At 61.1% G+C, this 23170-nt stretch carries 17 protein-coding genes and 1 pseudogene; 9 read left to right on the top strand and 9 right to left on the bottom strand.

What is annotated here, in order from left to right; translation table 11 throughout:
- Positions 1–8 precede the first annotated feature (8 nt).
- Positions 9–1076 (top strand): acetate/propionate family kinase, encoded by a 1068-nt coding sequence (locus tag AC1MH0_RS09310; RefSeq protein WP_480965635.1) that lies wholly within the window; start codon positions 9–11, stop codon positions 1074–1076.
- A gap of 752 nt (positions 1077–1828) precedes the next feature.
- On the opposite strand, the gene AC1MH0_RS09305 is transcribed toward AC1MH0_RS09310, so the two are convergent.
- The 4 genes from AC1MH0_RS09305 to AC1MH0_RS09290 form a co-directional block, all read right to left on the bottom strand.
- Positions 1829–3091, bottom strand: coding sequence for a PQQ-dependent sugar dehydrogenase (locus AC1MH0_RS09305; protein ID WP_480965634.1), 1263 nt, complete (start codon positions 3089–3091; stop codon positions 1829–1831).
- A gap of 141 nt (positions 3092–3232) precedes the next feature.
- Complete coding sequence (locus AC1MH0_RS09300) at positions 3233–4078, bottom strand: SDR family NAD(P)-dependent oxidoreductase (RefSeq protein ID WP_480965633.1); 846 nt, start codon at positions 4076–4078, stop codon at positions 3233–3235.
- Positions 4075–5061 (bottom strand): aldo/keto reductase, encoded by a 987-nt coding sequence (locus AC1MH0_RS09295; RefSeq protein WP_480965632.1) that lies wholly within the window; start codon positions 5059–5061, stop codon positions 4075–4077. The genes AC1MH0_RS09300 and AC1MH0_RS09295 overlap by 4 nt, the downstream gene beginning before the upstream one ends.
- Before the next feature lie 4 nt (positions 5062–5065).
- Positions 5066–5293, bottom strand: a complete 228-nt coding sequence (locus tag AC1MH0_RS09290) for a hypothetical protein (RefSeq protein ID WP_480965631.1) — start codon at positions 5291–5293, stop codon at positions 5066–5068.
- A 188-nt stretch (positions 5294–5481) separates the two neighbouring features.
- Between AC1MH0_RS09290 and AC1MH0_RS09285 the strand changes: the two genes are divergently transcribed.
- On the top strand, positions 5482–7098 hold the full coding sequence (locus AC1MH0_RS09285) for a M28 family peptidase (protein ID WP_480965630.1): 1617 nt from the start codon (positions 5482–5484) through the stop codon (positions 7096–7098).
- A 216-nt stretch (positions 7099–7314) separates the two neighbouring features.
- On the opposite strand, the gene AC1MH0_RS09280 is transcribed toward AC1MH0_RS09285, so the two are convergent.
- Positions 7315–9372: a M13 family metallopeptidase gene (locus AC1MH0_RS09280; RefSeq protein ID WP_480965629.1), complete on the bottom strand. Its 2058-nt coding sequence runs from the start codon at positions 9370–9372 to the stop codon at positions 7315–7317.
- 371 nt (positions 9373–9743) lie between these two features.
- Here AC1MH0_RS09280 and AC1MH0_RS09275 point away from each other — a divergent pair, with 371 nt between their 5' ends.
- The 6 genes from AC1MH0_RS09275 (at position 9744) to AC1MH0_RS09250 (ending at position 15046) form a co-directional block, all read left to right on the top strand.
- Positions 9744–10061 carry a TonB-dependent receptor domain-containing protein gene (locus AC1MH0_RS09275; protein ID WP_480965628.1) on the top strand — a complete coding sequence of 106 codons (318 nt, stop codon included), beginning with the start codon at positions 9744–9746 and terminating at the stop codon, positions 10059–10061.
- A gap of 110 nt (positions 10062–10171) precedes the next feature.
- Positions 10172–10843, top strand: coding sequence for a TonB-dependent receptor domain-containing protein (locus AC1MH0_RS09270; protein ID WP_480965627.1), 672 nt, complete (start codon positions 10172–10174; stop codon positions 10841–10843).
- A 25-nt stretch (positions 10844–10868) separates the two neighbouring features.
- The gene (locus AC1MH0_RS09265) at positions 10869–11351 is read left to right on the top strand and encodes an acyltransferase (RefSeq protein ID WP_480965626.1); all 483 of its coding nucleotides are present in this window, start codon (positions 10869–10871) and stop codon (positions 11349–11351) included.
- 644 nt (positions 11352–11995) lie between these two features.
- Positions 11996–13000: a transferrin-binding protein-like solute binding protein gene (locus AC1MH0_RS09260; RefSeq protein ID WP_480965625.1), complete on the top strand. Its 1005-nt coding sequence runs from the start codon at positions 11996–11998 to the stop codon at positions 12998–13000.
- 25 nt (positions 13001–13025) lie between these two features.
- Entirely contained in the window at positions 13026–14375 is a 1350-nt protein-coding gene (locus tag AC1MH0_RS09255) for a surface lipoprotein assembly modifier (RefSeq protein WP_480965624.1), read from the top strand.
- Positions 14376–14650: 275 nt separating this feature from the next.
- On the top strand, positions 14651–15046 hold the full coding sequence (locus tag AC1MH0_RS09250) for a hypothetical protein (protein WP_480965623.1): 396 nt from the start codon (positions 14651–14653) through the stop codon (positions 15044–15046).
- 371 nt (positions 15047–15417) lie between these two features.
- Here AC1MH0_RS09250 and AC1MH0_RS09245 read toward each other — a convergent pair.
- Positions 15418–17223: pseudogene (locus tag AC1MH0_RS09245) on the bottom strand (DUF885 domain-containing protein).
- An 807-nt stretch (positions 17224–18030) separates the two neighbouring features.
- On the opposite strand from AC1MH0_RS09245, the gene AC1MH0_RS09240 reads away from it, so the two are divergent.
- A complete protein-coding gene (locus AC1MH0_RS09240) occupies positions 18031–20052 on the top strand; it encodes a putative bifunctional diguanylate cyclase/phosphodiesterase (protein WP_480965714.1) in 2022 nt (673 codons plus the stop codon).
- Between the two features lie 289 nt (positions 20053–20341).
- Here the strand turns inward: AC1MH0_RS09240 and AC1MH0_RS09235 are convergent, their stop codons facing one another.
- The 3 genes from AC1MH0_RS09235 to AC1MH0_RS09225 all read right to left on the bottom strand — a co-directional run bounded on the left by AC1MH0_RS09235 (position 20342) and on the right by AC1MH0_RS09225 (position 22471).
- The gene (locus AC1MH0_RS09235) at positions 20342–20584 is read right to left on the bottom strand and encodes a DUF3253 domain-containing protein (RefSeq protein ID WP_480965622.1); all 243 of its coding nucleotides are present in this window, start codon (positions 20582–20584) and stop codon (positions 20342–20344) included.
- 185 nt (positions 20585–20769) lie between these two features.
- Positions 20770–21021 carry an ABC transporter gene (locus AC1MH0_RS09230; protein WP_480965621.1) on the bottom strand — a complete coding sequence of 84 codons (252 nt, stop codon included), beginning with the start codon at positions 21019–21021 and terminating at the stop codon, positions 20770–20772.
- Positions 20951–22471 carry an ABC transporter ATP-binding protein gene (locus AC1MH0_RS09225; protein WP_480965620.1) on the bottom strand — a complete coding sequence of 507 codons (1521 nt, stop codon included), beginning with the start codon at positions 22469–22471 and terminating at the stop codon, positions 20951–20953. Before AC1MH0_RS09225 ends, AC1MH0_RS09230 begins: the two co-directional genes overlap by 71 nt.
- Between the last annotated feature and the right edge of the window lie 699 nt (positions 22472–23170).

The following is a 23170-nucleotide window of genomic DNA, read 5'->3' as shown; positions in this document are numbered from 1 at the left end:
GCGCACGCATGACCGGTATCCTGACGCTCAACGAAGGCTCGTCCTCGCTCAAGTTCGGCTTTTACACGGCAGGACCGGACGGGGTCGAAGAACGCCTGTCAGGGGACGTGGAGGGCAATCAGCCGGCCGATATGTTCGACCGGATCGATGCGGCATTGGACGGCGCAAAGCCTGCGGCGATTGGGCATCGTATCGTCCATGGTGGGCCTGATCTGTTCGCCCCCGTAGTGATCGACGCAGGCGTTCTAGCCAAGCTGGAGCAGGCTACGGCGTTCGCGCCGCTGCATGGTCTCGCTGCGCTGTCGCTGATCCAGGCGGCCCAGGCGCGCTACCCGAACGTGCCACAGGTCGCCTGTTTCGATACGGGGTTTCACGCCGACCTTCCTCCTGTGGCGGCGGTTCTGCCGATCCCGAAAGCATTTCGCAAAGACGGCATACGGCGATACGGTTTTCACGGCCTATCCTGCCAGTCGATCGTCAATCAGTTGACGCTGGACCTGCCGGAACGCCTGATTATCGCGCATCTCGGAAGCGGTGCAAGCGTGACCGCGATCCGCGCTGGCAAGTCCGTCGATACCAGTATGGGCCTGACGCCGTCCGGCGGCGTTGTCATGGCGTCGCGTGCTGGCGATCTCGATCCGGGACTCTTGCTCTACCTCATGCGGGAACGCGGCCTGGATAGCGCGGCCATTGAAGATATTGTGGACCGACACTCCGGGCTACTTGGTATCTCCGGTATATCGGGCGACCTACGCAAGCTACATGCGGTAGCGGCAAGCAACACCGACGCCGCCTTGGCAATAGCCATATTCTGTCGCTCAGTTGCCAAGCAGATTGCCGCGATGATGGCGTCGCTGGGCGGCGCAGATATGATCGTTTTCACAGGCGGTATCGGTGAGAATGATGCCGTCGTCCGAACTGCGATCTGCGCTGACCTTGACTGGGCAGGTGTCCAAGCAGCTGGAATCGCTACAAGCAGTTCCTCGGTAATTGTACGGGTGCTGCCTTCTCAAGAAGGTACTGAGATGGCACGAGAGGTTATGTCCGTGACCACATTCGCGAACGAAGCCAGTTGACCGGCAGGGTACCAACCTATCCTTTAGTGTTTGAAGCAGCCAAACCGGTGCTAAAATCCGTTAACACCACCGTGCGCTTGCCTCGGTAACGCCTGCCGTCTGCCACCTTGATCTACGTGTCGGTAGCTATGCTCTAGAGTGCCAGCTGCGCATCTGCTGGGCAAGTCATTCGAGTTCTACCAATGGACGAACCCGATTCTTTCTTTCATCGTGGTCTTGAGCTCGAACGTTCTGGGCAGGGAATAAGTTGAACTTTCCATTGGACAGAACAGCCGCAGTCCCGTGTATAAAGATTGCGACTGCCGCGGCTTACTGATACCCGCCATTCTCTTCACGTTCTTTGGCTGCGTCCTCCTGCACCTTTTCCATTTCCTCAGCCTCATCGGCTTGGATCGCGTTGTCGGTTTTCGGATTGTTGATCATGATCTTCTCCTCGCATGCCTAACGAACGGCGCAGCTTTCGGTCGCAGCAGATCGCCATCTCCGGCATGGAGTCCGGCCTTGTCGACTATCACGTAATCTCCGCTGAAAGCGAACGGATCACCAAATTCCAAGCTGTTCACGCAACTGATCTCGGTCGCCGAGAGCGGCTTCGAAGCGTGATGAACGAACGGCCGAAGTTGGGAAGCGGGTAGGGAGGTCTGAACGTCTGAAAGTGGGTCATTCATCTGACCGGCCTTTCACCCTCGGATGGTTCAGGCCTCTCCTTGTACGTTGGCCGCAAATCGGAAAGCTTAGCGTGAGCCCGTTAATTAGGCGCCCCGCGTCGTTGTAAGCCGCAACAACCGACCGCCAGTGTCGTCCTCGAGTATCCAGAGCGCGCCGTCGGGGCCAGTCATCACCGCACGGATCCGCGCGCCCATGTCCCAGCGCTCGGCCTCACGCGGCGTCGTGCCGTCGAAGGCGATGCGGATCAGCGCGGTGCTGGCCAAGCCGCCGACAAAGGCTGACCCGCGCCACTGGGGAAACATGTTGCCGGAGTAGAACGTGAAGCCAGCGGGCGCGATGACCGGGTTCCAGTACAGTGCGGGTTCCTGGAACTCGCGCCGGCCGGCGGGCGACGCGATAGGCGTATCGTCGTAATTTTTGCCGTAGGACACGATCGGCCAGCCGTAGTTCTTGCCGGGTTCGATGAGATTCAGTTCGTCGCCGCCCTGCGGTCCCATCTCGGTCTCCCACAGACGTCCTTGTGCGTCGAAGGCGAGACCATAGGCGTTGCGATGACCCGTCGACCAGGTTTCTGCCGGAGTCAGATTGCGGGCGGGGACCGTCACATTATGGGTTGGGGCTGTGGCGACTGATCTGGTATTGGCCGGTGGATCGAAGACGGGAATCGTCGTCCTGCCGGTCTTGCCCGCGCCGGGATTGCCCGGAGCGGGCTTGCCGTCGAGCGTCAGGCGCAGGATCTTGCCAAGCGCCTGGTCCGGGTCCTGCGCAGGACTGAAGCGCTGGCGCTCGCCCGAGGTGAGGAACAGATATTGGCCGTCGGGCGAGAAGGCGATGTACCCGCCGAACTGGCCGCCCGCACCGCGAGGAAGCTGGCGCCAGATCACCTGAAGTTCTTGCAGCACCGGCTTGCCAGCGACCGTTCCGAGCGTGGCGCGCGCAAGAGCGAGGCCATCCCCGCCTTCACCCGGCTCGGAATAGGTAAGGTAGACGTGGCGGTCCTGAGCAAAGGTCGGCGCAGTCGCGACGTAGAGCAGCCCGCCTTGGCCTTCGGCATGCACCGCCGGTACGCCGCCGACTTCAGTCTTGGTGCCGGTAGGCTGGACCAGCCAAAGGTGACCGGGTTTCTCGGTGACCAGCATGGTGCCGCCGGGTAGGAACGCGAGCGCCCAGGGGGTGTCGAAGGTCGCGACCGGTGTCGCCTTGAACGGCTTGACCTTGGCCGGCGTCGACGCGCCGTAATTTACCGGCGGGGCAGCCGGCTGCGCTTCGGGCGGTGGGGTCGTGGCGGACGAGCCGCACCCCGCGAGCGATACCAGGGCGAAACCGATCAGAGTGGGACGGAGCATCGTCGGCCTTTCGATTGGGGAGCTGATTAGACGATCGGGTTCGAGAAGCGGGCGGGCGTCCCGGGCGAGTTGCAGTATGCGTTCTTCGGCTAGCGAAATTTTGACCGATTCCGGAGAGCGGCGGCCGGTCAGTACGGGCGGTCAGTCTTGCTTAAACCGCGCAAACGCGTCCTTCCAGTCGGGATGCCACCGCGACAACGCCGGTCGGTTCTCGATCAGGTCGCCGGCCGCCCAAGCGATACGCTTCGCATCCTGTTCGTGCGTGGTCTCATTGTCCGGGCACAGGATGTAGAAATCACCTGCCGCGACCCGCTCGAACAGCAGCGTCACTACCTGCTCCGGCGTCCATGCTGCGTCGGGTTTTGGGGCGGAATGTTGGGTGGCGCCACGTGCGGTCATGCCGGTCCAAGTGAAACCGGGGACAAGTAGATGTGCGCTGACTCGGTCGCCCGTGCGCTCGCGCAGGCTGTGCGCCAGCCCCTCGGTCAGCGCCTTCACGCCGGCCTTGCTGACATTGTAGGCGGTGTTGCCCGGCGGCTGGGTGATCCCCTGCTTGGAGCCGGTGTTGATAACGACTGCAGGGGCGTCGCGCTCGATCATCGCGGGGACGAACGCCTGTATGCCGTGCAACATGCCAAGCAGGTTGACGCCGATCACCTGGTCCCACGCCGCCGGATCGGCAAACACGTCACCGCCCGAGCCGACGCCGGCGTTGTTCATTAGTACCGACACAGGGCCGTGATGCTCCGCCACCGTGCGCGCCAATGCGGCCATTGTGGCCCGATCCGAAACGTCGGCCGCCAGCGCAGTGGCGCCGTCAATTGAATCCACGGCGTCTTGAAGTGCGGCGCCGGCGCGATCGACAAGGATAACCTTCATGCCCGCATTGGCGAACGCACGCGACGCGGCGAGCCCGATGCCGCCGGCGGCGCCTGTGACGACAGCGAGCCTGCCCGGCGCGATCGCGGCGAAAGAGGGCGCGCTCACTGGTCGATGCTCGCCATGGAGGTCTGGGGATAGCGGGTCCCCTGCGCGGCGCCCGGTGGCAGCACTTCGTCGATGCGTGCAAGGTCGGCATCAGACAACGCCACATCGAGCGCACCGAGATTGTCTTCGAGATATTTGCGACGCTTGGTTCCGGGGATCGGCACGATGTCCTTACCTTGCGCCAGCACCCAGGCAAGCGCCAGCTGGGCTGGAGTGCAGCCTTTGTCGCTCGCCATCGCGCCGATCGCGGCGACGAGGTCGAGGTTCTTCTGGAAGGCCTCGCCCTGAAAGCGGGGATGGTTGCGACGACTGTCGCTCTGGTCCAGATCGTCGGGCGACTTAAACTGGCCGGTCAGGAAGCCGCGGCCGAGGGGACTGTAGGGCACGAAGCCGATTCCGAGCTCACGACAAGTGGGCAGTATCTCGGCTTCGACATCGCGGCTCCAAAGCGAATATTCGGTTTGGAGCGCCGTGATCGGATGCACGGCATGCGCACGGCGGATCGTCGCGGGCGCGGCCTCCGACAGGCCCAGATACTTCACCTTGCCCGCGGCGACGAGCTCGGCCATCGCGCCTACCGTCTCCTCGATCGGAACATCCGGGTCGACCCGATGCTGGTAATAAAGGTCGATGACGTCGAGTCCGGAGCGCTTCAGGCTCGCATCGCACGCCGCGCGGACGTAGTCGGGGCGGCCGTTGACGCCCTTGAAGCTGCCGTCCTCCCCGCGAACATTGCCGAACTTGGTCGCGACGACGACCCACTCGCGTCGCTCGCGCACGACGCGACCGACCAGTTCCTCATTCGCACCGACGCCGTACATGTCGGCAGTGTCGAGGAAGGTGACGCCGAGGTCGAGTGCGCGGTTGATCGTCGCCACCGATTCCGCCTCGTCGCGGCTGCCGTAGAAATCGGACATGCCCATGCAGCCGAGGCCGAGAGCGGAGACTTCGAGGCCTTGGCGGCCGAGTTTGCGGGTCTGCATCGTATCAGTCCTTGTTAGCTGGAACGGCGGCGTCGTGATGGAGAATGCCGGTCGAGTGCAACTCCTCCGAGAAGGCGGGCGGTATCTTCGCTTGGAGTTCGGCATGGTTGGCGAGAATATGGGCGGGGTTGTCGGTGCTGACGATCAACGTCGACGCGACGTCGAGTGCGAAACTGAACTGGAGCGCGGCGGCGACCAGTTCGACGCCGTGGCGACCGGCGATGGAGCGCAAGGTCGTCAGCTTGTCTTGCTAGGCGTAGGGGATCCGCGATACGTCGAGGCCGGTGGTACCGAGTTTGGTGTAGTCCATGCTTGCATACCTTGCGAAGTTCATGTGCCGAACGAACGGCGCGGTGATGCGGTCCGAGCGATTGTCGCATCGCGCTTGTGTCTATTTAGGTTCGCGGTCATCCTGTTGTAATGAAACGCTTACTTCCCCTCGTCCTCATCCTCACCGCTGCGACCGATCCGGCACCACCGATTCTGTCCGCCGCCCGGATCAAGGCCGATGTCCGCACGCTCAGCGCCGATGATTTCCATGGCCGTGGACCGACGCAGGCCGGCGAAGCGGTCACCCTCGCGTTCCTTGATGCTCGGTTCAAGCAGCTTGGTCTGAAGCCGGGCGGCGATGAGGGATATCGCCAGACGGTACCGATGCTCCGCTGGACTCGCGATCGTGCCAGTTTCACGCTTGATCTGGGGGGCGCCAAGCGGGCGCTCACACCCGGCACCGACGTTGCGGCGAGTTCCCGGATCGTCGGTACCGCCGGGTTGGACCACGCAGCCATCGTCTTCGTTGGCTATGGCGTTGTCGAGCCGCGCCTCGGCTATGATCCGTATCGCGGCGTGGACGTGCGCGGTAAAGTGGTCGTGGCGCTCGCAGGCGATCCGGATGTCGAGGCGGGGCGCGATCTTGGCTTCGGTGGCCGGGCTTCATCCCCCGCGGTACGCACAAAGCTCGCCGAGGCGCAGAAACGTGGTGCAGCCGCGTTCTTCCAGATCCACGACACGTTCCCGTCGAGTTACCCATGGCTTCAACTTGCAAAGGGCGATGCCGTCCCGGCATATGCGATCGACACCGGCAGCGTGCCCGCTGCATTCGGTTTGCGTGGAACCCTGCGCAATGACATCGGTATCGCGCTGCTCAAACAGGGTGGTCTCGACTATGCCGCCGCAAAGCTCGCCGCGCAGAAGGCCAATTTTGGGGCAGTCGAACTCAAGGGCGCGTATCTCACCGCGTCGACGACTGTCTCTCTTGACCGTGTCGTCAGCCACAACATCGTCGGTATCCTGCCCGGCACTGATCCTGCCGCCGGCAGTGTGCTCTACGGCGCGCACTGGGATGCGTATGGCGAGAACGCGTTCGATCCGCCCGCGGATCGCATCCGCAATGGCGCAATAGACAATGGTACTGGCACCGCGACGCTGTTGGAAATCGCCCACACCTTCGTGAGTGCGAAGCGACCCCGGCGTTCGGTAGTGTTCGCCCTATGGACGGCAGAAGAGAAGGGGCTGCTCGGCGCGAGTTGGTATGCCGAACACCCCGTGCTGCCGCTGGCAATCACTGCGGCGCAGTTCAATCTCGATCCGCATGTCGTCTTGGGCCGGACGCGTGATCTCGAGCTGATCGGTGTCGGCAGGACGCCGCTGGAAACCGACCTAGCGCGCGTCGCTGCTGCGCAAGGGCTCAAGATCGTGCCCGAGGAGAACACCGAGGCAGGCTGGTACTACCGATCTGATCACTACGCCTTGGCGCAGAAGGGCGTGCCCGGCGTGTATTTCCGTGCGGGCCGCGATCTCATCAATGGTGGTCTCGTTGGCGGGGAGCGGAAGCGAGCGCGCTACAACGCGGCATGCTATCATCAGACTTGCGACGAATTCGATCCCCGCTGGGACATGACGGGCGCCGCGCAGGAGGGCAGCGTTGCTTATGTGCTCGGTCGCGAGATCGCCACGGGACGTGGTTGGCCTAGCTGGTCCGCGGCCGAGCCGTTTGCGGCGGAACGAGCAAAGTCGCAGGCAGCCCGACAGCCTTGATTGAATGGGGCTTTTCGCAGCCACGCTTGCTTGCGACGCAGGACTGGCAGGATGAACGAGTGTCTGATGTTGGGAAGCACGGAACGTCGCGTTAATTTCCGGTACTGGGTCTCCGCGCGGATAAGTAGCGCTGGCGGGTGAATAGGTGCAGCAAGTAACCTCGAATCCTGAGTTACCCATTTAACGCCCGCCGTAGTTATCTGGCGGAAGGCAATGTCACCATATTCGTACGCGGTCGGCCGGCGCGAGATACTGTTTCTGGCTGGGACCTATATTCCATGCGGCGTACCAGGCGTCGACGTTGCGCAGCGGGTTCACAGCGCGGATCTGCCCCGGCGAGTGCGGGTCGCTGACTAGTTGCTGTCGGAGGGCCTCGTTGCGGAACAACGTCCGCCAGACCTGTCCCCAGCCCAGGAAGAAGCGCTGGTCGCCGGTGAAGCCGCCGATCACGGGGGCAGTCTTGCCGCCAAGCGAGGTATGATACGCGTCGAGCGAGATCAGCACCCCGCCCAGGTCGCCGATGTTCTCGCCCATCGAAGCGCGGCCATTGATGTGAATGCCGGGAAGCCCGTCGAAGCTGTACGCCTCGTATTGTTCGCCAAGCCGTGCCGCTTGCGCCTCGAACTTGGTCGCGTCCTCCGCCGTCCACCAGTCGCGCAGGATACCGCGCCCATCCGACTTTCGACCTTGGTCGTCGAAGCCGTGGCTGATCTCATGGCCGATCACGCCGCCGATGCCGCCATAGTTCACGGCATCGTCCGCCTTCGGGTCGAAGAAGGGCGGCTGCAGGATGGCTGCGGGGAACACGATCTCGTTCTTGACCGAGTTGTAGTAGGCGTTGACCGTCTGTGGGGTCATTCCCCACTCTGCCTTGTCGACCGGGATACCGATCCGCGCCCGCCGGTAATTCCATTCGAAGCGTTGCGCGGCCTCTGCGTTGCCGACGAGGTCGCCTGGCTTGATCTGGAGCGCGTCATAGTCGCGCCACTTGTCCGGGTAGCCGATCTTGACGTTGAAGCCCTTGAGCTTGTCGAGCGCCTGCTCCTTCGTGGCGGCGCCCATCCAACTCAGATTGCGGATGCGTCCGGCCAGCGCCACGCGCAAATTGCCGACGAGTTGGTCCATCTTCGCCTTGGACGCGGGCGGGAAGTAGAGCGCGACATAGTCTCGGCCGATCCCCTCACCGACGCCGTTCTCGGCGAACGCCACCGCACGCTTCCAGCGCTCGCGCTGCTGTGGTTGGCCGTTCAGGAACTTCGAGCGAAACTCGAACTGCGCGTCGACGAAGCGCTTCGACAGGAGTGGCGCGATGTCGTCCGTGATGCGGAATGCCTCCCACGCCTTCAACGTTGCGAGGTCGCTATCGGCGAACACCTTGGCGATGCCGGGGAAGGCGGTGTTCTGCGCCACGATCGCGCGGTTGGCGGCGTCGACACCAGCGGCCTTGAAGAAGGTCGCCCAGGGAAAACCGGGTGCCTGGCTTGCCAACTGCGCGGGCGTCGTCGGGTTGTAGGTCTTGTCGCGGTCGCGGCTCTGCGCGCGCGTCCAGTGCGCCTGGGCGAGCTTGGTCTCCATCGCCACGACGTTCCCCGCCGCGGTCTCGGCGTCCGGCCATCCCGCGAGCGTCAGCATCTGCGTCACATATTGGCGATACCGCGCGACCTGTGGGGCGAATTTGGGGTCGAGATAAAGTTCGCGATCGCCGAGGCCCAGACCGGACTGGCGCAAATAGAGCGCGTATACGTCTGGCTGCTTGGCGTCGTCGTTGACGCCCGGCGCGAAGAAGCTCGCGCCGAAGCCGCCGAGCGAGCGTCCCATGAATTGTGCGATGTCGTCTTTAGACGTTGCAGCCTTCAGCGGCGCCAGTCGCTGAACCAGCGGTGCGGCGTCGAGTTTCTCGGCAGTCGCAGTGTCCATAAACCCGGCGTAGAGGATCGCTGCCTTCATCCGGTCGGGATGCTCAATATCGGAGGGACTGTAGCGGCCGATGAGGCTGCGCAGCCGCTGCTCGGAGATGTCGCGTAAAACCGCGAATGCACCGTAGGACGAGCGATCCGGCGGGATCTGGGTTCGATCCGCCCATGCGCCGTTGACGAAGCGGAACCAGTCGTCGCCGGGCTTCACGCTACGATCCATTCCGGTGACGTCGAAGCCCCAACTGCCATAGCTGGTCGCCGCGGTGCTATCCGCCGGCGCTGGTGCTCTTGACTGCGGAGTCTGTCCTGTAACTGCGCTCCCGATCGCGACGACGCCGAGGAGGGCAACAAGCGGCATATGCTTCAAAACCAACCATCTTCTCCGATCAAGGACATTGCACCTTACCTTTATGAGGGCTTCGCGCTAGCGGAAAACATTCAATAAGTGGCCACATCAAGATGCTGCCGAGCTCGTTTGGATATTCAATGGATGCGTAGGTCTCGGAAGCGGAGAGGCGCGCGCGAATGCCAGCTATGGCCTTCCATGCCGCGGGCCATTCATATTCGCGAGCTCGCCAAAAGCCTGGGAACATGTCTCAAGTCGTACACCTCCCGCTTGGATCGTTCATGGTGCATCGGATGGCTACAGCGGCCAACAGCCTTGGCGCTTATTGCAAGATGTAAGAAGGGCATCCGAGTCGCCTCGAATGCCCTAATTTTGCAAGCCGCTTGGGAACAACCTGCCTGCAACTCTCGGTCGGTGCCGCGGGACGCTATTCGGATTATTCGACGGTCGGCTCGACCCGTGCGTACCAGTTCAACGGCATCTACGCGCCGATCCGCGAGATCAGCTTCCGCTGCTCCTACAGCCGCTCGGTCCGCGCGCCTAACATCGGCGAGATATTCCGTCCGCAGACCGGCAGCAGCAACTTCTTCTCAAATCCCTGCTACCTCGGCAACCGCACGCTCGGGACGCAGTTCCGCACCGCAAACTGCCAGACGCTGATTACCGGCGCACGGGGCAATCCCGCCACCTTCACCGCGTAGAACAACCCGAACGCGACGATCTTCATCCCCGCCACGCAGCAGGGCAAGGACCTGCGCGCCGAAGTAGCCCGTACCTGGACCGCAGGCGTCGTGGTACGGCCAATTGCGGGTTGTCGATCGGGCTCGACTGGTACGATATCCGGTTGCGCGACGCGATCAACACGCCCGATGCGAACACGATCGCGTCGCTGTGCGTCGACCAGCCGACGCTCGACAACGCCTATTGCAACGCGATCAGCCGCGAGCGCGGCACCGGGTTCATCAGCGGCTATGTCGTCCAGCCGCAGAACGTAGCGGCGTTCCGCACCGCCGGCGCCGAACTCAACATTGCCTATCGCTTCCGGACGGCGCGAGCAGGCGCGTTCGATATCCGGCTAGTCGGCGGCTATCTCTACAAGCTCGAACAGGTCGCCACGCCGGGCGCTATCATCGAGGACAATGTCGATCAGCCGTTCCGTCCGAAATATACCCTTACCTTCACGCCGAGCTGGACGGCGGGGGCGCTGACGCTGAGCTACAACCTGCGCTGGCAGGACGGCGTCCGCCGGTTCGCGAAGGTCGATACCGATGCGAACCCAAGGCTCGTCGATCCGCGCTATCTCCGGTACAAGGAGCTGTGGCAGCACGATGTGCAGGCGGAGGTTGCGGTCGACGCGCGGTTCTCATTCTATGGTGGCGTCAACAACCTTGCCGACCGGAAGCCAGATATCGGTTTCGAGACCAACGTCCCGATCTCGCCGGTCGGCCGGTACTTCTATGCCGGCGCGAAGGTTCGGTATTGAGGCGTTCGGGCGTTGACGTTGGGCGATGCCTCGACGACGGACGCCTGATCGCCAAAACGAGAAAAAAGACGCCGTGCTAACCAGAGACATCCTGAGCCTCATCACGATGGAGGAAGGGGCCTTCATCGATCCCAGTTGCACAGTCGTCGATCCGCACCGCCTGACGCTGCGCAAAGGTGCGTTCGTCGGCCCGGAAGGACTGATCGATGCCGGCGGTGGCGTCGATATCGGCGAGGCGGTGCGGATCAGCTACCGGTGCACGATCATCTCGCTGACCCATCACATCACTCGCTCGGTCTGGCGGCGGGGCGTGGACGGCGATCGCCTCAGACCTGTCCTGATTGAGCGCGGTTGCTGGGTAGGCGCCAACGTCACCATCTACCCAGGCGTTATCGTGCGAGAGGGGTGCGTCATCAACGCCGGTTCGGTGGTTGCGAAATCTACCGAAGCACATGGACTTTACTGTCCACCATATGCCGTGCGTATCAAAGACCTTGAGTTCGAGTGACGGCTAATCACGATCGCGTCGTCATGACCACCTCTCTACGTTCCTCCTGCCCGAAGCTCTCGTACGACGCGCCGAAAAAATGGCGTATCGCCAAATGAACGGACGGCCGGAGTTGGGGCGAGCCTATGGCGCCCTGAGGGGCCGTTTGTGGGTCTGGGTTGAAGGTGTCGGACGGAGCGCGTTCGCCGAAATCCGAACGTTCGAAAAAGAGATTTAAGCTCCCAAACCGAGAGTTTGTTTCAGCCGCGCCGGAGTCGAGAGTTCCAGCGCAGGATGGCTGCATTCAACGCACCTCACAAAGCAGGTTCCGTTGTCGCTGCTCTCGTTGCCGCACTCTCTGAACACGGAAGGACGAAGCGTATCTTTGTCCCCTTGGCGTCGAACATGGTGATCAAAACGGAGCCAGGGCGACGTTCTCTGGGCAGTACAGACCGCTTGGAATCGGGACACGAACGGCGAGTGCAGTTCCAACGCTGACAGATTGTTAATCATAACGCGGTAGTCCCTGAGTCATGGACTTGCCCCTGGAGTTTCAGATGCGCGCTGTAATTATCGCTTTTTCCCTACCGCTTGCTGCTTGTGGCGGAGCGGGTGGAAACATCAGTTCCATCGGGTCTTCCGCATCTGGGGGGAGCGCTATCCCGTTGACGCCCAGTCCTACAGCTACACCGACGCCGAGTACCACACAGAGCAATCTTTTCGACGTTTCGACGGCAACGAAGTTCGACGCTGTCGGCGCAGTGCAATCTCTTGCGGTCAAGGCTGACGGCTCGTCGCTTTATCAAGGGAACGCAAGTACCGTTCAAGCCCCGTCGGGGACAATCAGCTATGACCCTCGTGACGGGGTTTTCATCATGGCCATTGCCGATAGCAAAGCAAATATCTCTAGGAATATTACATTTCAGGATCCGGGTCACCGAACAACCGCAGATGCTAATAACGTTGAACGCCAAGTACCATTATTGGCGGGCTTTAATTATCTACATGTCCTTGACGGTACCGTCCCTCTGACCTTCTTTTACCAGCGGCCAAATAGTAGCGGATCATTTGTGTCACTCGCGGGGTTTGAGCGCAGCCAAATGAATGACGATGGCTCATCACTGGCTGAACAAGGGGTGCTGGTATTCGGAACGCGTTCCGCGACTACGCAAACACCAACGAAGGGGGCCGCACATTTTGACGGCCAGTTCTTGGCAACCATGATCGCCCAACAGGGCGGCTCCGCTCGTGTGCAGCAGTGGCTGGATGGGGTAAGTGCAGTGGACGTAGATTTCGCGAAACGCACTCTCTCGCTCAGCCTCGCTGGCAAAGTCGGCCCGGCGTTCGTTCAGAATCAGCCTGTAGCCGATTCCGCGCTAAGCGTGCCCTCAGGCTCAACGTTTACCGCGACCGGCTCGGCGGGTTGGACATCAGCGTCGACGGCTTTTGCCGGCAAGTTCGCTTCAGCGGCCTTCTCTAACAACGGCACCGCTACTCCAATCGACTTCACGTCTGTCAGTGCCGGTACGGCCGCCGCAGGTGCCAGTTCGATCGATGGTACGTTCTATGGTCCGGATGCTAAGAACGTGGGCGGTAACTTCCGTATTGTTGGTGGGATACCAAATCAGCGTGTCGATATTCTTGGCGGCTTCGTCGGCGTAAAGAAGTAATAGGCTTCGCAGAGGGGGCCCAGATATGCGGTTCACGCTAATAGCCGGCTCGGCGATATTCGCCGTGGCTTCGCCGACGTATGCTGCTCCTGAACGCAATTGCTCGAATGGAACCTGTCGTATCGAGTTAACGCCGCCGCAATTGCTGGTAGCGGCGGAACGGCTGATTTCCGAGAGGCATTATGCGGAAGCTTTACCGCTTGTCGAGGCCCTGCGTCTTGCACCTGGGTTCAAGTTACAGACGCAGTTCCTAGGGGGGCTGATATCCTCGCGGACCGGCGACTACGCCAATGCCGCGAACCAGTTTATGGCAATTTTGGCCAACGATCCCACTCAGACCAGGGTCCGACTTGAACTGGCGCAGGCCTTGATAGCTTTAAAGAAGACGGCAAGCGCCGATCGCCAGCTACGAATTGTCCAGCAGGACACGGAACTGCCTCAGCAGATCGCCAGGACGATCCGAACGGTGCGCGACACGATACGCAGCGGACGGACTTGGCGCCTCGACCTGAATGTCGGCGTTGCACCTGATACCAACATAAACAATGCGACATCAGCTCAATCCATAACGGTTTTGCTCGGTGAAGACGCCTACCAAGCGGATCTGAACGAGGAAGCAAAAGCTCATTCGGGTGTTGGATTGACTGCCCAGGTTTCCGCGGGGTTGCGTCTTCCCGTTTCGAAGAAAGTATCTGCGCTTGCGGAGATTGACGCGAATGGGTCGAGCTATCGCAGTACCCAATTCGACGATTACAACGTCCAGACATCGGCCGGCGCCGAATATAGGCTAACTTCAACCAGTAGCGTTTCATTTGAAGGCGTCTATGCACACCGTTGGTTCGGCGGGAAAGCGACGACCGCCCAGGTTGGTGCGCGAACCGGCGGGCAGATGGCCCTCGGCAAGCGTGATCGTTTTGGCTACCAAGTAGATGTCCGCCATGTTCGCGCATATTTTGACCGCGGCTACGATGGCTGGCAAGGCGGCTTATATGGTACGATCGAACACGCAATAGCGCGAACGCTGGTTGTTTCCGCCGGCCCTTTCTTGCGGCGCGAATGGTTGCGAGAAGACGCCTTTTCCGACATTGAGGTCGGCGGCAATTTAGGCGTTGGCGGTGAACTTCGCCACGGTTTTAACTTAGGCGGTAGCTTAGGACTGTCCCGAGCAATCTTTGACGCACCTTTGCTCATATTTGACGCCAAGCCGCGGCGGGATACCCGTTTAGTATTACGAACAACGCTGGGTAACCGAAAAATACGAGCTTTTGGATTCTCTCCGCAACTTAACTGGACTTATAATCGTATCGATTCTTCGATACCGTTATACGCAATAAAGCGTAGTCGCTTTGAATTGACGGCTGCGCGATACTTCTAGCAAAATATTTATTACCGGTCTAAGGAAAATCCGAGTTCATCGATTTCAGTCGTTTGTGATCGCATAAAGTTTTCGAGACCACAAAAATCTCGTGCACGAATTAATTCGCCGCCAGCCACGAAGCAAGGTTGAGTAATTTTTGCTTTCATCATTTCATCGCACTAGCTGCCCGTCAACCTTCCTCCCGATCCCCCTATTGCCCAAACGTGGAAGCTTGTTACTTTGTAGCCCCGCCACGGATTGCCGGCGTTGCGCGCATCTGCGAGATGCCACGTATGAGCAAACTTACTTCGCGCTCCAGGTTCGATGCGAGCTTCTTTGACACGAGCTTGAACCGCGATGACTTCAGCTATCTGTCTGTCGACGTCGAGACGGAGCGCATCTTCGCGAAGGGCGGCTTCTGGGTTCAGTGGCATGATGTGAAGGAGTTCGGCGAAGCTCTGGGCGGGTTTCCAATTGGTGAGGATCAACCCTTCGTCGCTCAGTGGGGCTTTGACATGCAGGAGGGCGATTACTTCAAGTTCCGTTTTGAGGTTGCACCGGCGCACAGGCTGGGGAACCTGTTTCTCCGGTTTGAAGTTGCCGACAATGATGAGCCAGAAGACCGGGCGCGAGGTCGATTCTTAACAAACTATCCCGACCTAGATGCCTTCCGGGTTGAGATCGCGTGACTGATGGAAAGTGACGTCGGTAAGGCCGTCCTGAACAGGCAATAATAACCGGACTCAATCGAGCCGTTGCTGTCCAAACCGGACGTCCCGCTTGCCTTCCCTATTAACACGTTCGCGATCGGATAGCCGCTTCGAAACCTGTCATTTGCAAAGATGAACCAGCGTCCAAAGTTGGGGAGCGAGGGGAGGGGCGGGAGCGTCCGATTCTGGTCACTCATACGCTGCGAGGATCGCGACTCAGTGCGTCAATAAGAACGTACGGCGCGACATTTAACCCGCGCGCGCAGCGCGTTCCTTTGGGAAGGACTGCCACCTAGGTACCGAAGAACGATATGCTCTGCCTGTTTCCGGGGTGCGCTGATCCCGGTCTGCTACGCGATCCGCTCCCGCGCGACCTTCTCCAGCACCGTCAACGGCATCGATCCCATGGTCAGCACGCGGTGGAACTGCTTCGGGTCCCAGTTGGCGCCGGCCTTCTGCTTGGCTTCGTCGCGCAGGCGGACCCACACGGTATGACCGATCTTGTAGCTGCAGGCCTGTCCGGGCCAGACGGTGTAGCGGTCGATCTCACCCTGGCTGCGCCCTCGGGCGATACCGGTTGTGGCAATCAGGTAATCGGTCGCCTTCTCCCTGCTCCAGCGCTTGGCATGCATGCCTGAATCGACCACCAGACGGGTGGCGCGAAACAGCAGCGACTGGAGGTAGCCAACCTGGCCCAGCGGGTTTCCATCGTAAACGCCCATCTCGTCGGCAAGCTGTTCGGCGTAGAGCGCCCAGCCGTCGGAATACCCCGAATAGGAGCCGCGGCGGCGGATCAGCGGGATGTCCTCGCTCTCCAGCGCCGACATGACCTGGAGATGGTGGCCCGGAATCGCCTCGTGATAGCTCAGCGTCGCCAAGCCGAATTTCGGGCGGTCGAAGGTATCACGCAGATTAATGAAATAGATCGCCGATCGCGACCCATCGAGAGAGGCGGATTGATAATAGCCACCGGGCGCACCGGCCTGGATCGCCTCGGGAACGCGGCGCACCTCGACCGGTGCCCTGGGCAGAACCGCGAATTGTTCGGGCAGGCGCTTCGCCATCGCGGCGATTTGCGCACGGAGTTGCTCGAGCAGCGCCTCGCGACCGGTATCGGTGTTGGGGTAGAGCTGGTCGGGGCGCTTGTTGAGCGCGACTAGGCGCTCGCCGACGCTACCCTGCGTCATGCCTTGCGTCTTCAGGATGCCATCGATACGCGCGCTGATTGCGGCGACTTGCGCCAGACCCAGCTTGTGGATCTCGTCGCCTGTCAGTTCCACCGTGGTGGCGGCACTCGCTGCGGCGGCGTAATACGCGTCGCCGTCCGGCAACCGCCAGACGCCCGCATAGTGCGTCGCCTGGCTGCGCAGTTCGGTCACCAGAGCACGTTGCCGATCGAGCGCGGGAAACACCCGTTCACGCATCAGCGCCGCGACCGCCAAGCCGCGCTCGGGCGGCAAGCCGGCCGCCTTGAGCTTGGCAGCCAGATCGGTTGCCGGGCCGGACAGTTCGGGCGCCTTGTCGCGCACCGACGCCAACTGTTTCAGCGTGGTGTCGAGGATATAGTCCGGCGCGAACACGCCCTTGGCTGCATCCTCGCGCTGCCGCTCGGTTTCGGCATCGATAGCGCCTGCAAAGGCTTGCACGCGGGCGACATAGGCGTCCGCGTCGGCGGCGGTTTTCACCGCATGCTGGTTGGCCAGGAAGTCGGGGACGTCACGATAGGCGCCGCTCAACTGGGTCAGCACATAGGGCGCGTACCGGCTCGCACTGGCGCCGTACGCGAAGCGCTGCCCCGCGATCATGCGGTCCAGGCTGTATTACACGACGTCGTAATCAATCTTTGCCGCGTCGCCCAAAGCGTCGCGCGACACCGTCTTCAGCGTAGCGAGTTCGGTCTTGGCCCGCGCGAACTGGCGCTGCTCGCCGACACGCGAGGTATCGTCGAGCTTCGATTTGAGTCCGATCCGCGCGCCGGCGTCGAGGCCGAGCGAGGTCGCCTGTTCGGGGCTGTCGTCCAGCCGGGCGTAGAAGAACCGGTCGAGCATGGCACGCAATTTCGCGTCGTCGCGACCAATCGCAGCACGCGCGATCGCTGGCAGCGCCAACAGAGCAGAGGCGAGGCCGGCGGACGTGATAAAGTGGCGACGATGCATGAACGCTCCAGACCGATCGGTTACGCGCACCCTGCGCGGTACGGACACGGTCTGAAGGCCCCGACCGGATTTGTCGAGCATGCTCCGGGGGCACTCGGACCGAAGCATTCGGTCGTGCTCGGACGACAGAGAAGCTCTGGCCGGTTTAGGCTAGTTTGGGCAGCATCGGTTCTGTAGGTGTGTAGTCAGAACAAGCTGCAAAGCCCCACGGCCTAGCAAGTGATTTCGTTGAAAGAAGAAATGGAGGTTAACTTTGCAGGGACCAACCATGACGCCGTAAACTTACTCACTGCTGAACTGGTCAGATGGGCCGACCTGATTTTCGTCATGGAGAAGTCGCATCCAAGCAAGCTGCAGCGACGCTTCCGAGAAGCTTTGTAAGCACGCGCGTAATTTGCCTCGACATACCGGATGATTAGGCTTTGCTGCAGCCAGAAGTGGTCCGCCTTATCGAGATCAAGGTGAGCAGGTACCCACCCGCGACCTCTGTGGAAGCGCCGAAGAAGGGAGCTTAAGCGCGAAACCGGAACATGAATGAACGGCTGGTTTTGGGAAGAGGCGGGGCCGGCCTGAGCGTCGGCAACTGGGTCTTCCCTCGACACTGGACGTAGCTCGGTGGCTTCCGGCCTTACCAGGCTCGTCTGTCGGCATGTCTAGGGTTCTGGGCGCGATCGGTATTAGCAAGGACCGCGGCCAAGATCCTCTAACCATAACGTAACGCTTTGGCGTCAAGCGCGGTGCAGGGAGAAGCCTGTGCGACTATCGGTATCGGCGCGTGTATCAATAGCCTGCACGTCTGTCATCGTGATGGCGCTGGCGCTGCTGGCTATCGGCCTCTCGGTTGGCAACAAGATTCATCAAGCTGACCTGCGCATTACATTTCTCAGTGATGCGCTCAGCCGGGAGGATCGGCTGGATCAAGCACAGCGACGGTTGCGTCAGGACGTTGGCCGCCTGACCCGGGATGCCGAACACGGGGTGAAGGTACCCGACGCACGATGGGCGGAACTGCACGAGCGGATCGCGCAGTTTAAAATGAGATCTTTGCAAGCGGCCCAAGCACCTGATTGCGGATTGGAAGCTGGAACGGGTACTATTCAGGAGGGGCAGCAAGCCGCAACTGTGTTTGCCGCGGCCTCCGATCAGCTAATCGAAACGAGCCGGTTCAGCCCCTCCGGCATCAAAGCGGCCATGCCGCGTTTCCTGGGCGCGCTAACGGCCTTGGAGATGAGCCGTAGTCAGGCGCGACAGGAACTGACCTCGGCGATCGGAAAGGCGGCGGAAAGCAACCGGCGTGAGAGCCGTCAGGACATCATGTCGGTGCTCCTCGGCGGACTCGGGATCGTTGCCATCATATTCAGTATGGCGATCTGGCTTCGGCAAAGACTGGTATTGCCGATAACGATCATGGCGGCGCGGCTGCGCGAGTTTCGGATAGGTGAAAGCGACCGAGACGTACCCGGTCTTGAGCGGGCCGACGAGCTAGGTGATCTGGCGCGTGGACTTCACGAATACCGTAAGGCCGTCGAGAGCCGCAGGACCGCAGAGCACCGCGCCGAATTTCTAGCAAACCATGACATGCTCACCGGACTTGCGAACCGCCTGCTGTTCGAAAACCGTCTTGCCCACGAACTCGCGCGCAGCGCGCGCACAGGTGACGTCGTAGCAGTGTTCGCTATCGATCTGGACGCGTTCAAAGCTATCAACGATCGATTGGGTCATGCAGGCGGAGACCGCGTGCTGAAGCGTACCGCGCAGCTGCTGTCTTCGTGCGTCCGCGGCGATGACTTGGTCGCGCGTATCGGCGGCGACGAATTCGCCGTCATCCAAGTAGCGCGGTCACAACCAGCAGCCACGGAAGCACTGATCTCGCGCATTTTCAAGATGGCCTCCGCGCCGTCGGACGAGGGCGTAGCGATCAAGATGAGCGTCGGAGTAGCTCTCTCAGAACCCGGACAGACCGGAGACGAGCTTCACGAGCTTGCAGACCTTGCGCTGTATCGTGCCAAGGCCGACGGCAGGAATACGGCGCGCATCTACAACAAGCATTTGAAGGATGAGGAGAGCCGGCGCGTGCGACTCGCAAGAGACCTCGAGAATGCCGTCTCTGCGAATGAGTTTCGTCTAGCGTTCCAGCCGATCGCCGACGCGGTTTCGTTGGAGATCGTCGCGTACGAGGCTCTCCTTCGCTGGCGGCACCCCATTCTGGGCGACATACCGCCGGACATCTTCATACCTATCGCCGAGTCGAGCGGACTCATCGGCACTATCGGCTCATGGATGATCGACAATGCACTCCGTGCTGCGTCGACCTGGGACTCGAAACTGTCACTGGCAATAAATCTGTCGCCGATACAGTTTCGTTCCGACGGGCTTGCTGCCGAAATATGCAATGGCGCCCGGCGTTGGCGCGTTGCGTTCGACCGATTGGAACTCGAAGTTACCGAAAGCGCGACACTTCTCGGTTTCCAAAGGGACAACGTTCTCGCGACCCTCGTGGAGCTGGGAAAGTGCGGCGCCAAAGTCGTGATGGACGACTTTGGAACAGGGCACTCGTCACTCAGCAATCTCAAGGAATTTACCTTCGACAAGATCAAGATCGACCGGAGCTTCGTGGCCACCATGCACGACAACGCGTCGTCGTCATCGATCGTCAAGGCAACGATTGGGCTTGGCAAAAGCCTAGGCCTCGTCATCGTTGCCGAAGGGGTTGAAACCGAAGAGCAGCTGTTTGTGCTGCAGCAGTGGGGTTGTGATCAAGTTCAGGGGTTCCTGATCGGGAAGCCAACGGAAGTTTGCGACGTGGCTGGCGTCGAAGCGGTAATATAAAGCCAACATAAGAATTGTAGGAATGCCGGGACGTGGTCCTAAAATATGCCTGTGAGCGCTTGGTCGCCATATGCTGTGATCGACCCCCGACGTAGAACTTCTTCAAGGATTGTCGCTCTGCTCGCTGAGGAGTAACGGTATAATATCGATATGAACGAACGTCTGAAGCTGGGGAGTGAGCAGGCCGTCGTGAGCGTCTGCAAGTGGGTCGCCGCAGCCGCAGCTGCTGAATGTCACGTTGTTGAGCCGACGTCCGATACCGGAATGGGGAGAGCACGCTAGCTAAGCCCTAGCTTAAATCGTTGCGACGATTGCAAATCCTGTACGGTCCGGATCGCTTTGCAAGCGGCTGTCCCTTCCAGCTAAGCTGTACCAGCCCGTCGCTGACTAGCTCGTCGATAGCTTCGTGGACTGTAGGCATTGCGCTGCGCCAATCTTGTGCAATCGAACGGGCCACTTCGCTTGGGCATATCGTCGCCCCCGGTGCGCGGCGTTCGAGCAGGGAAAGTGTGACTGTCTTCGGATCCGTCATTTAGACTGCGTCGACCGCGCACTCTTGCTGGTCAAGCTGATGTTGACATTAGGTGCCTTACTCAGGCAGCTCCGTCCTACGCGATTGTCAGGTGGATAAGCAGGGACGCGGGACCACTTGAATGACGGCCCGCTTATCAAAATAGTCAATATCGGTTTGTACAGCATTTTTGGGGTCACCGCTGATCACCGATAGCCCGCAGCCTGAAGCTCGAACAGTTCGGCATAACGGTCCCCGGCAGCAAGCAAGTCGTCATGGGTACCGGATGCCTCCACCTTGCCGTCGCTGAGGACCAAGATGCGGTCAGCCATGCGCACGCTGGAGAAGCGGTGCGAGATCAGCACCGCCGAGCGTCCCGCGCTTAGTTCACGGAAGCGCTGGAACACCTCGTACTCGGCGCGCGCATCCAGCGCTGCGGTAGGTTCGTCGAGGATCAACACCTGGGCATCGCGCATGTAGGCGAGCGATCGCCATCTTCTGCCATTCGCCACCGGACAGGTCGACACCGTTCCGGAACCGCTTGCCGATCATCTGGTCGTAACCGTCGGGCAGTTTGGCAACAACGCCGTCGGCGAGCGCAGCGGACGCTGCCGCCTCGATCCGCTCGCGATCACCGCGCGCCTCAATACGGCCGACCGCGATGTTGTCCGCGGCAGGAAGGTTGTAGCGCACGAAGTCCTGGAAGATCACGCCGATCGCGGCGCGCAGACCGTCGAGGTCATATTCGCGCAGGTTGCGTCCATCGAGCAAGACGCGACCCTCTACCGGATCGTACAGTCGGGCCAGCAGCTTCACGAGCGTGGTCTTGCCTGCGCCGTTCTCGCCGACCAGTGCGACCACCTCGCCCGGTCCCAGCGTGAAGGACAAATGCCGCACCGCCCATCGTTCGCCGCCCGGATAGCGAAAGCCTACATCTTCGAAGACAAAGCCTTGCCGGACGGGATTTGGGAACGGCAGTGCTTCGTCTGGCGAGCGGATGCCGGGCTCGGTCCGGAAGAAGGAAAACAGGTCGTCGATGTACAGTGCTTGGCCGGCGGTCGAGGAAAAACCGGTGAGCAGTCCTTCCAGCAGCCCGCGGAGCCGCAGGAACGAAGCCGCGAGGAAGGTGAGGTCGCCGATAGAAATCGATCCGGTTACTGCGCGCCAAGCAATGTAGGCGTAGGCCGCGTAATAGGCGATCGTGCCAAGAGCCGCGAACCCCGAGCCCCAAACCGCCCGGAGCAGCGCCAACCGTCGGCTCGCGCTGTAGGTGTCGCGTGAGATGGTGCGATAGCGGTCGATCAGGAAAGGGCTGAGGCCGAAAATCTTAACTTCTTTGGCCGTGTCCGCGCTGGCGGCAACCTGGCGGACGTAATCCAGTTCGCGCCGCTGCGGCGTGCGCATGTAGCTGAGCGCATAGCTCAGCGCGTTGAAGTGCGCTTCGCCGAGGAACGAGGGCACCAGGGCGACGGCCAGCAGCACGATCAGCCACGGCGCGTAAACGACCAGGCCCGCGGCGAAGGTCACGACCGTGATGATGTCCTGGGCCTGGCCGAACAGCTGCCCCATCAGCGACATGCGGCCGCTCGCCTGCATGCGCGCGCGATCCATGCGATCCTGGAAGGCCGCGTCCTCGAAGTCCGCGAGATCCAGGGTGGCCGCGTGCTCCATCAGCCTTACGCTCGCGTCGTTACTGACACGGTCGGAGAGAAGCCCGTCGACTAGCGACACTATCCGGCCAAGAAGGTCGGAGGCGACCGCCAGAGCGAACTCGGCCAGCAGCAGTGCCTCCAGCCGATCGAGCAGGCCGGAGCCCAGCCATCCCGTGAGTCCAGCCGGACGGGCCGTTAAATGAGTGAGATGGACGACTTCGTCGATGATGAGCTTGCCCACGAACAGCGTGATCACAGGCAGAAGCGCTCGCACCAGCCGCACGGCGACCGTCGTGGCGGTAAGACTCCGGCTGCTACCCCATACCATGGCGAGGAAGGGTGGTAGATTGCGCAGGGCGCCCAGCCGCTCGCGCCAAGTGGTTGGACGGCCGGGTACGCCGCCGCGCCCTTGTCTCACACCGTCTGCCATTCAGCTGCTCCGAGGTGACAGGCTGTCGCCCGTTTCGGACCTGAGGGCTGGAGGTGATGAGGTCAGCTGCATGACCCCCGATACACAGTCGGTGATATCAGGGGTACTCGCGGTTTCGTCTCAACGTTGCGAATTGAGCTGTGGTCGTACCTGGCGGATGAATGAGTGTCTGAAGTTGGGAAACGGGGACGGGCGCGCCAATGGCCGACTATGGGTCTGGCCGGAAGCCGTAGGGCGAGGCGCGTTCGAAGACACACTCTCTGACGTCTAGCGTGACGACCTAAGCGCCCAATGACTGCAATGTAAGCGCGAGTATTCCCGTCTCTCCGTCTCAGACAGGCCATATCGGAAGAGAGTAAAAGGGAAAAGATTTTACGAAATGGGGTGCCTGCCTGGGACGGATCTCGGTGCGAGCACCCTGACGACTGCACCGCTACAGGTTCGATACCGGGAACTCGCTGATCGTCCTGACCGCCGTTCCCGATCGAGATCGGCCAAAAAACGCGCTTGCGTCCGACAAGAATT

The sequence above is a fragment of the Sphingomonas sp. AP28 genome, assembly GCF_056680455.1.
This window is presented reverse-complemented; position numbering and strand designations above follow the sequence as displayed.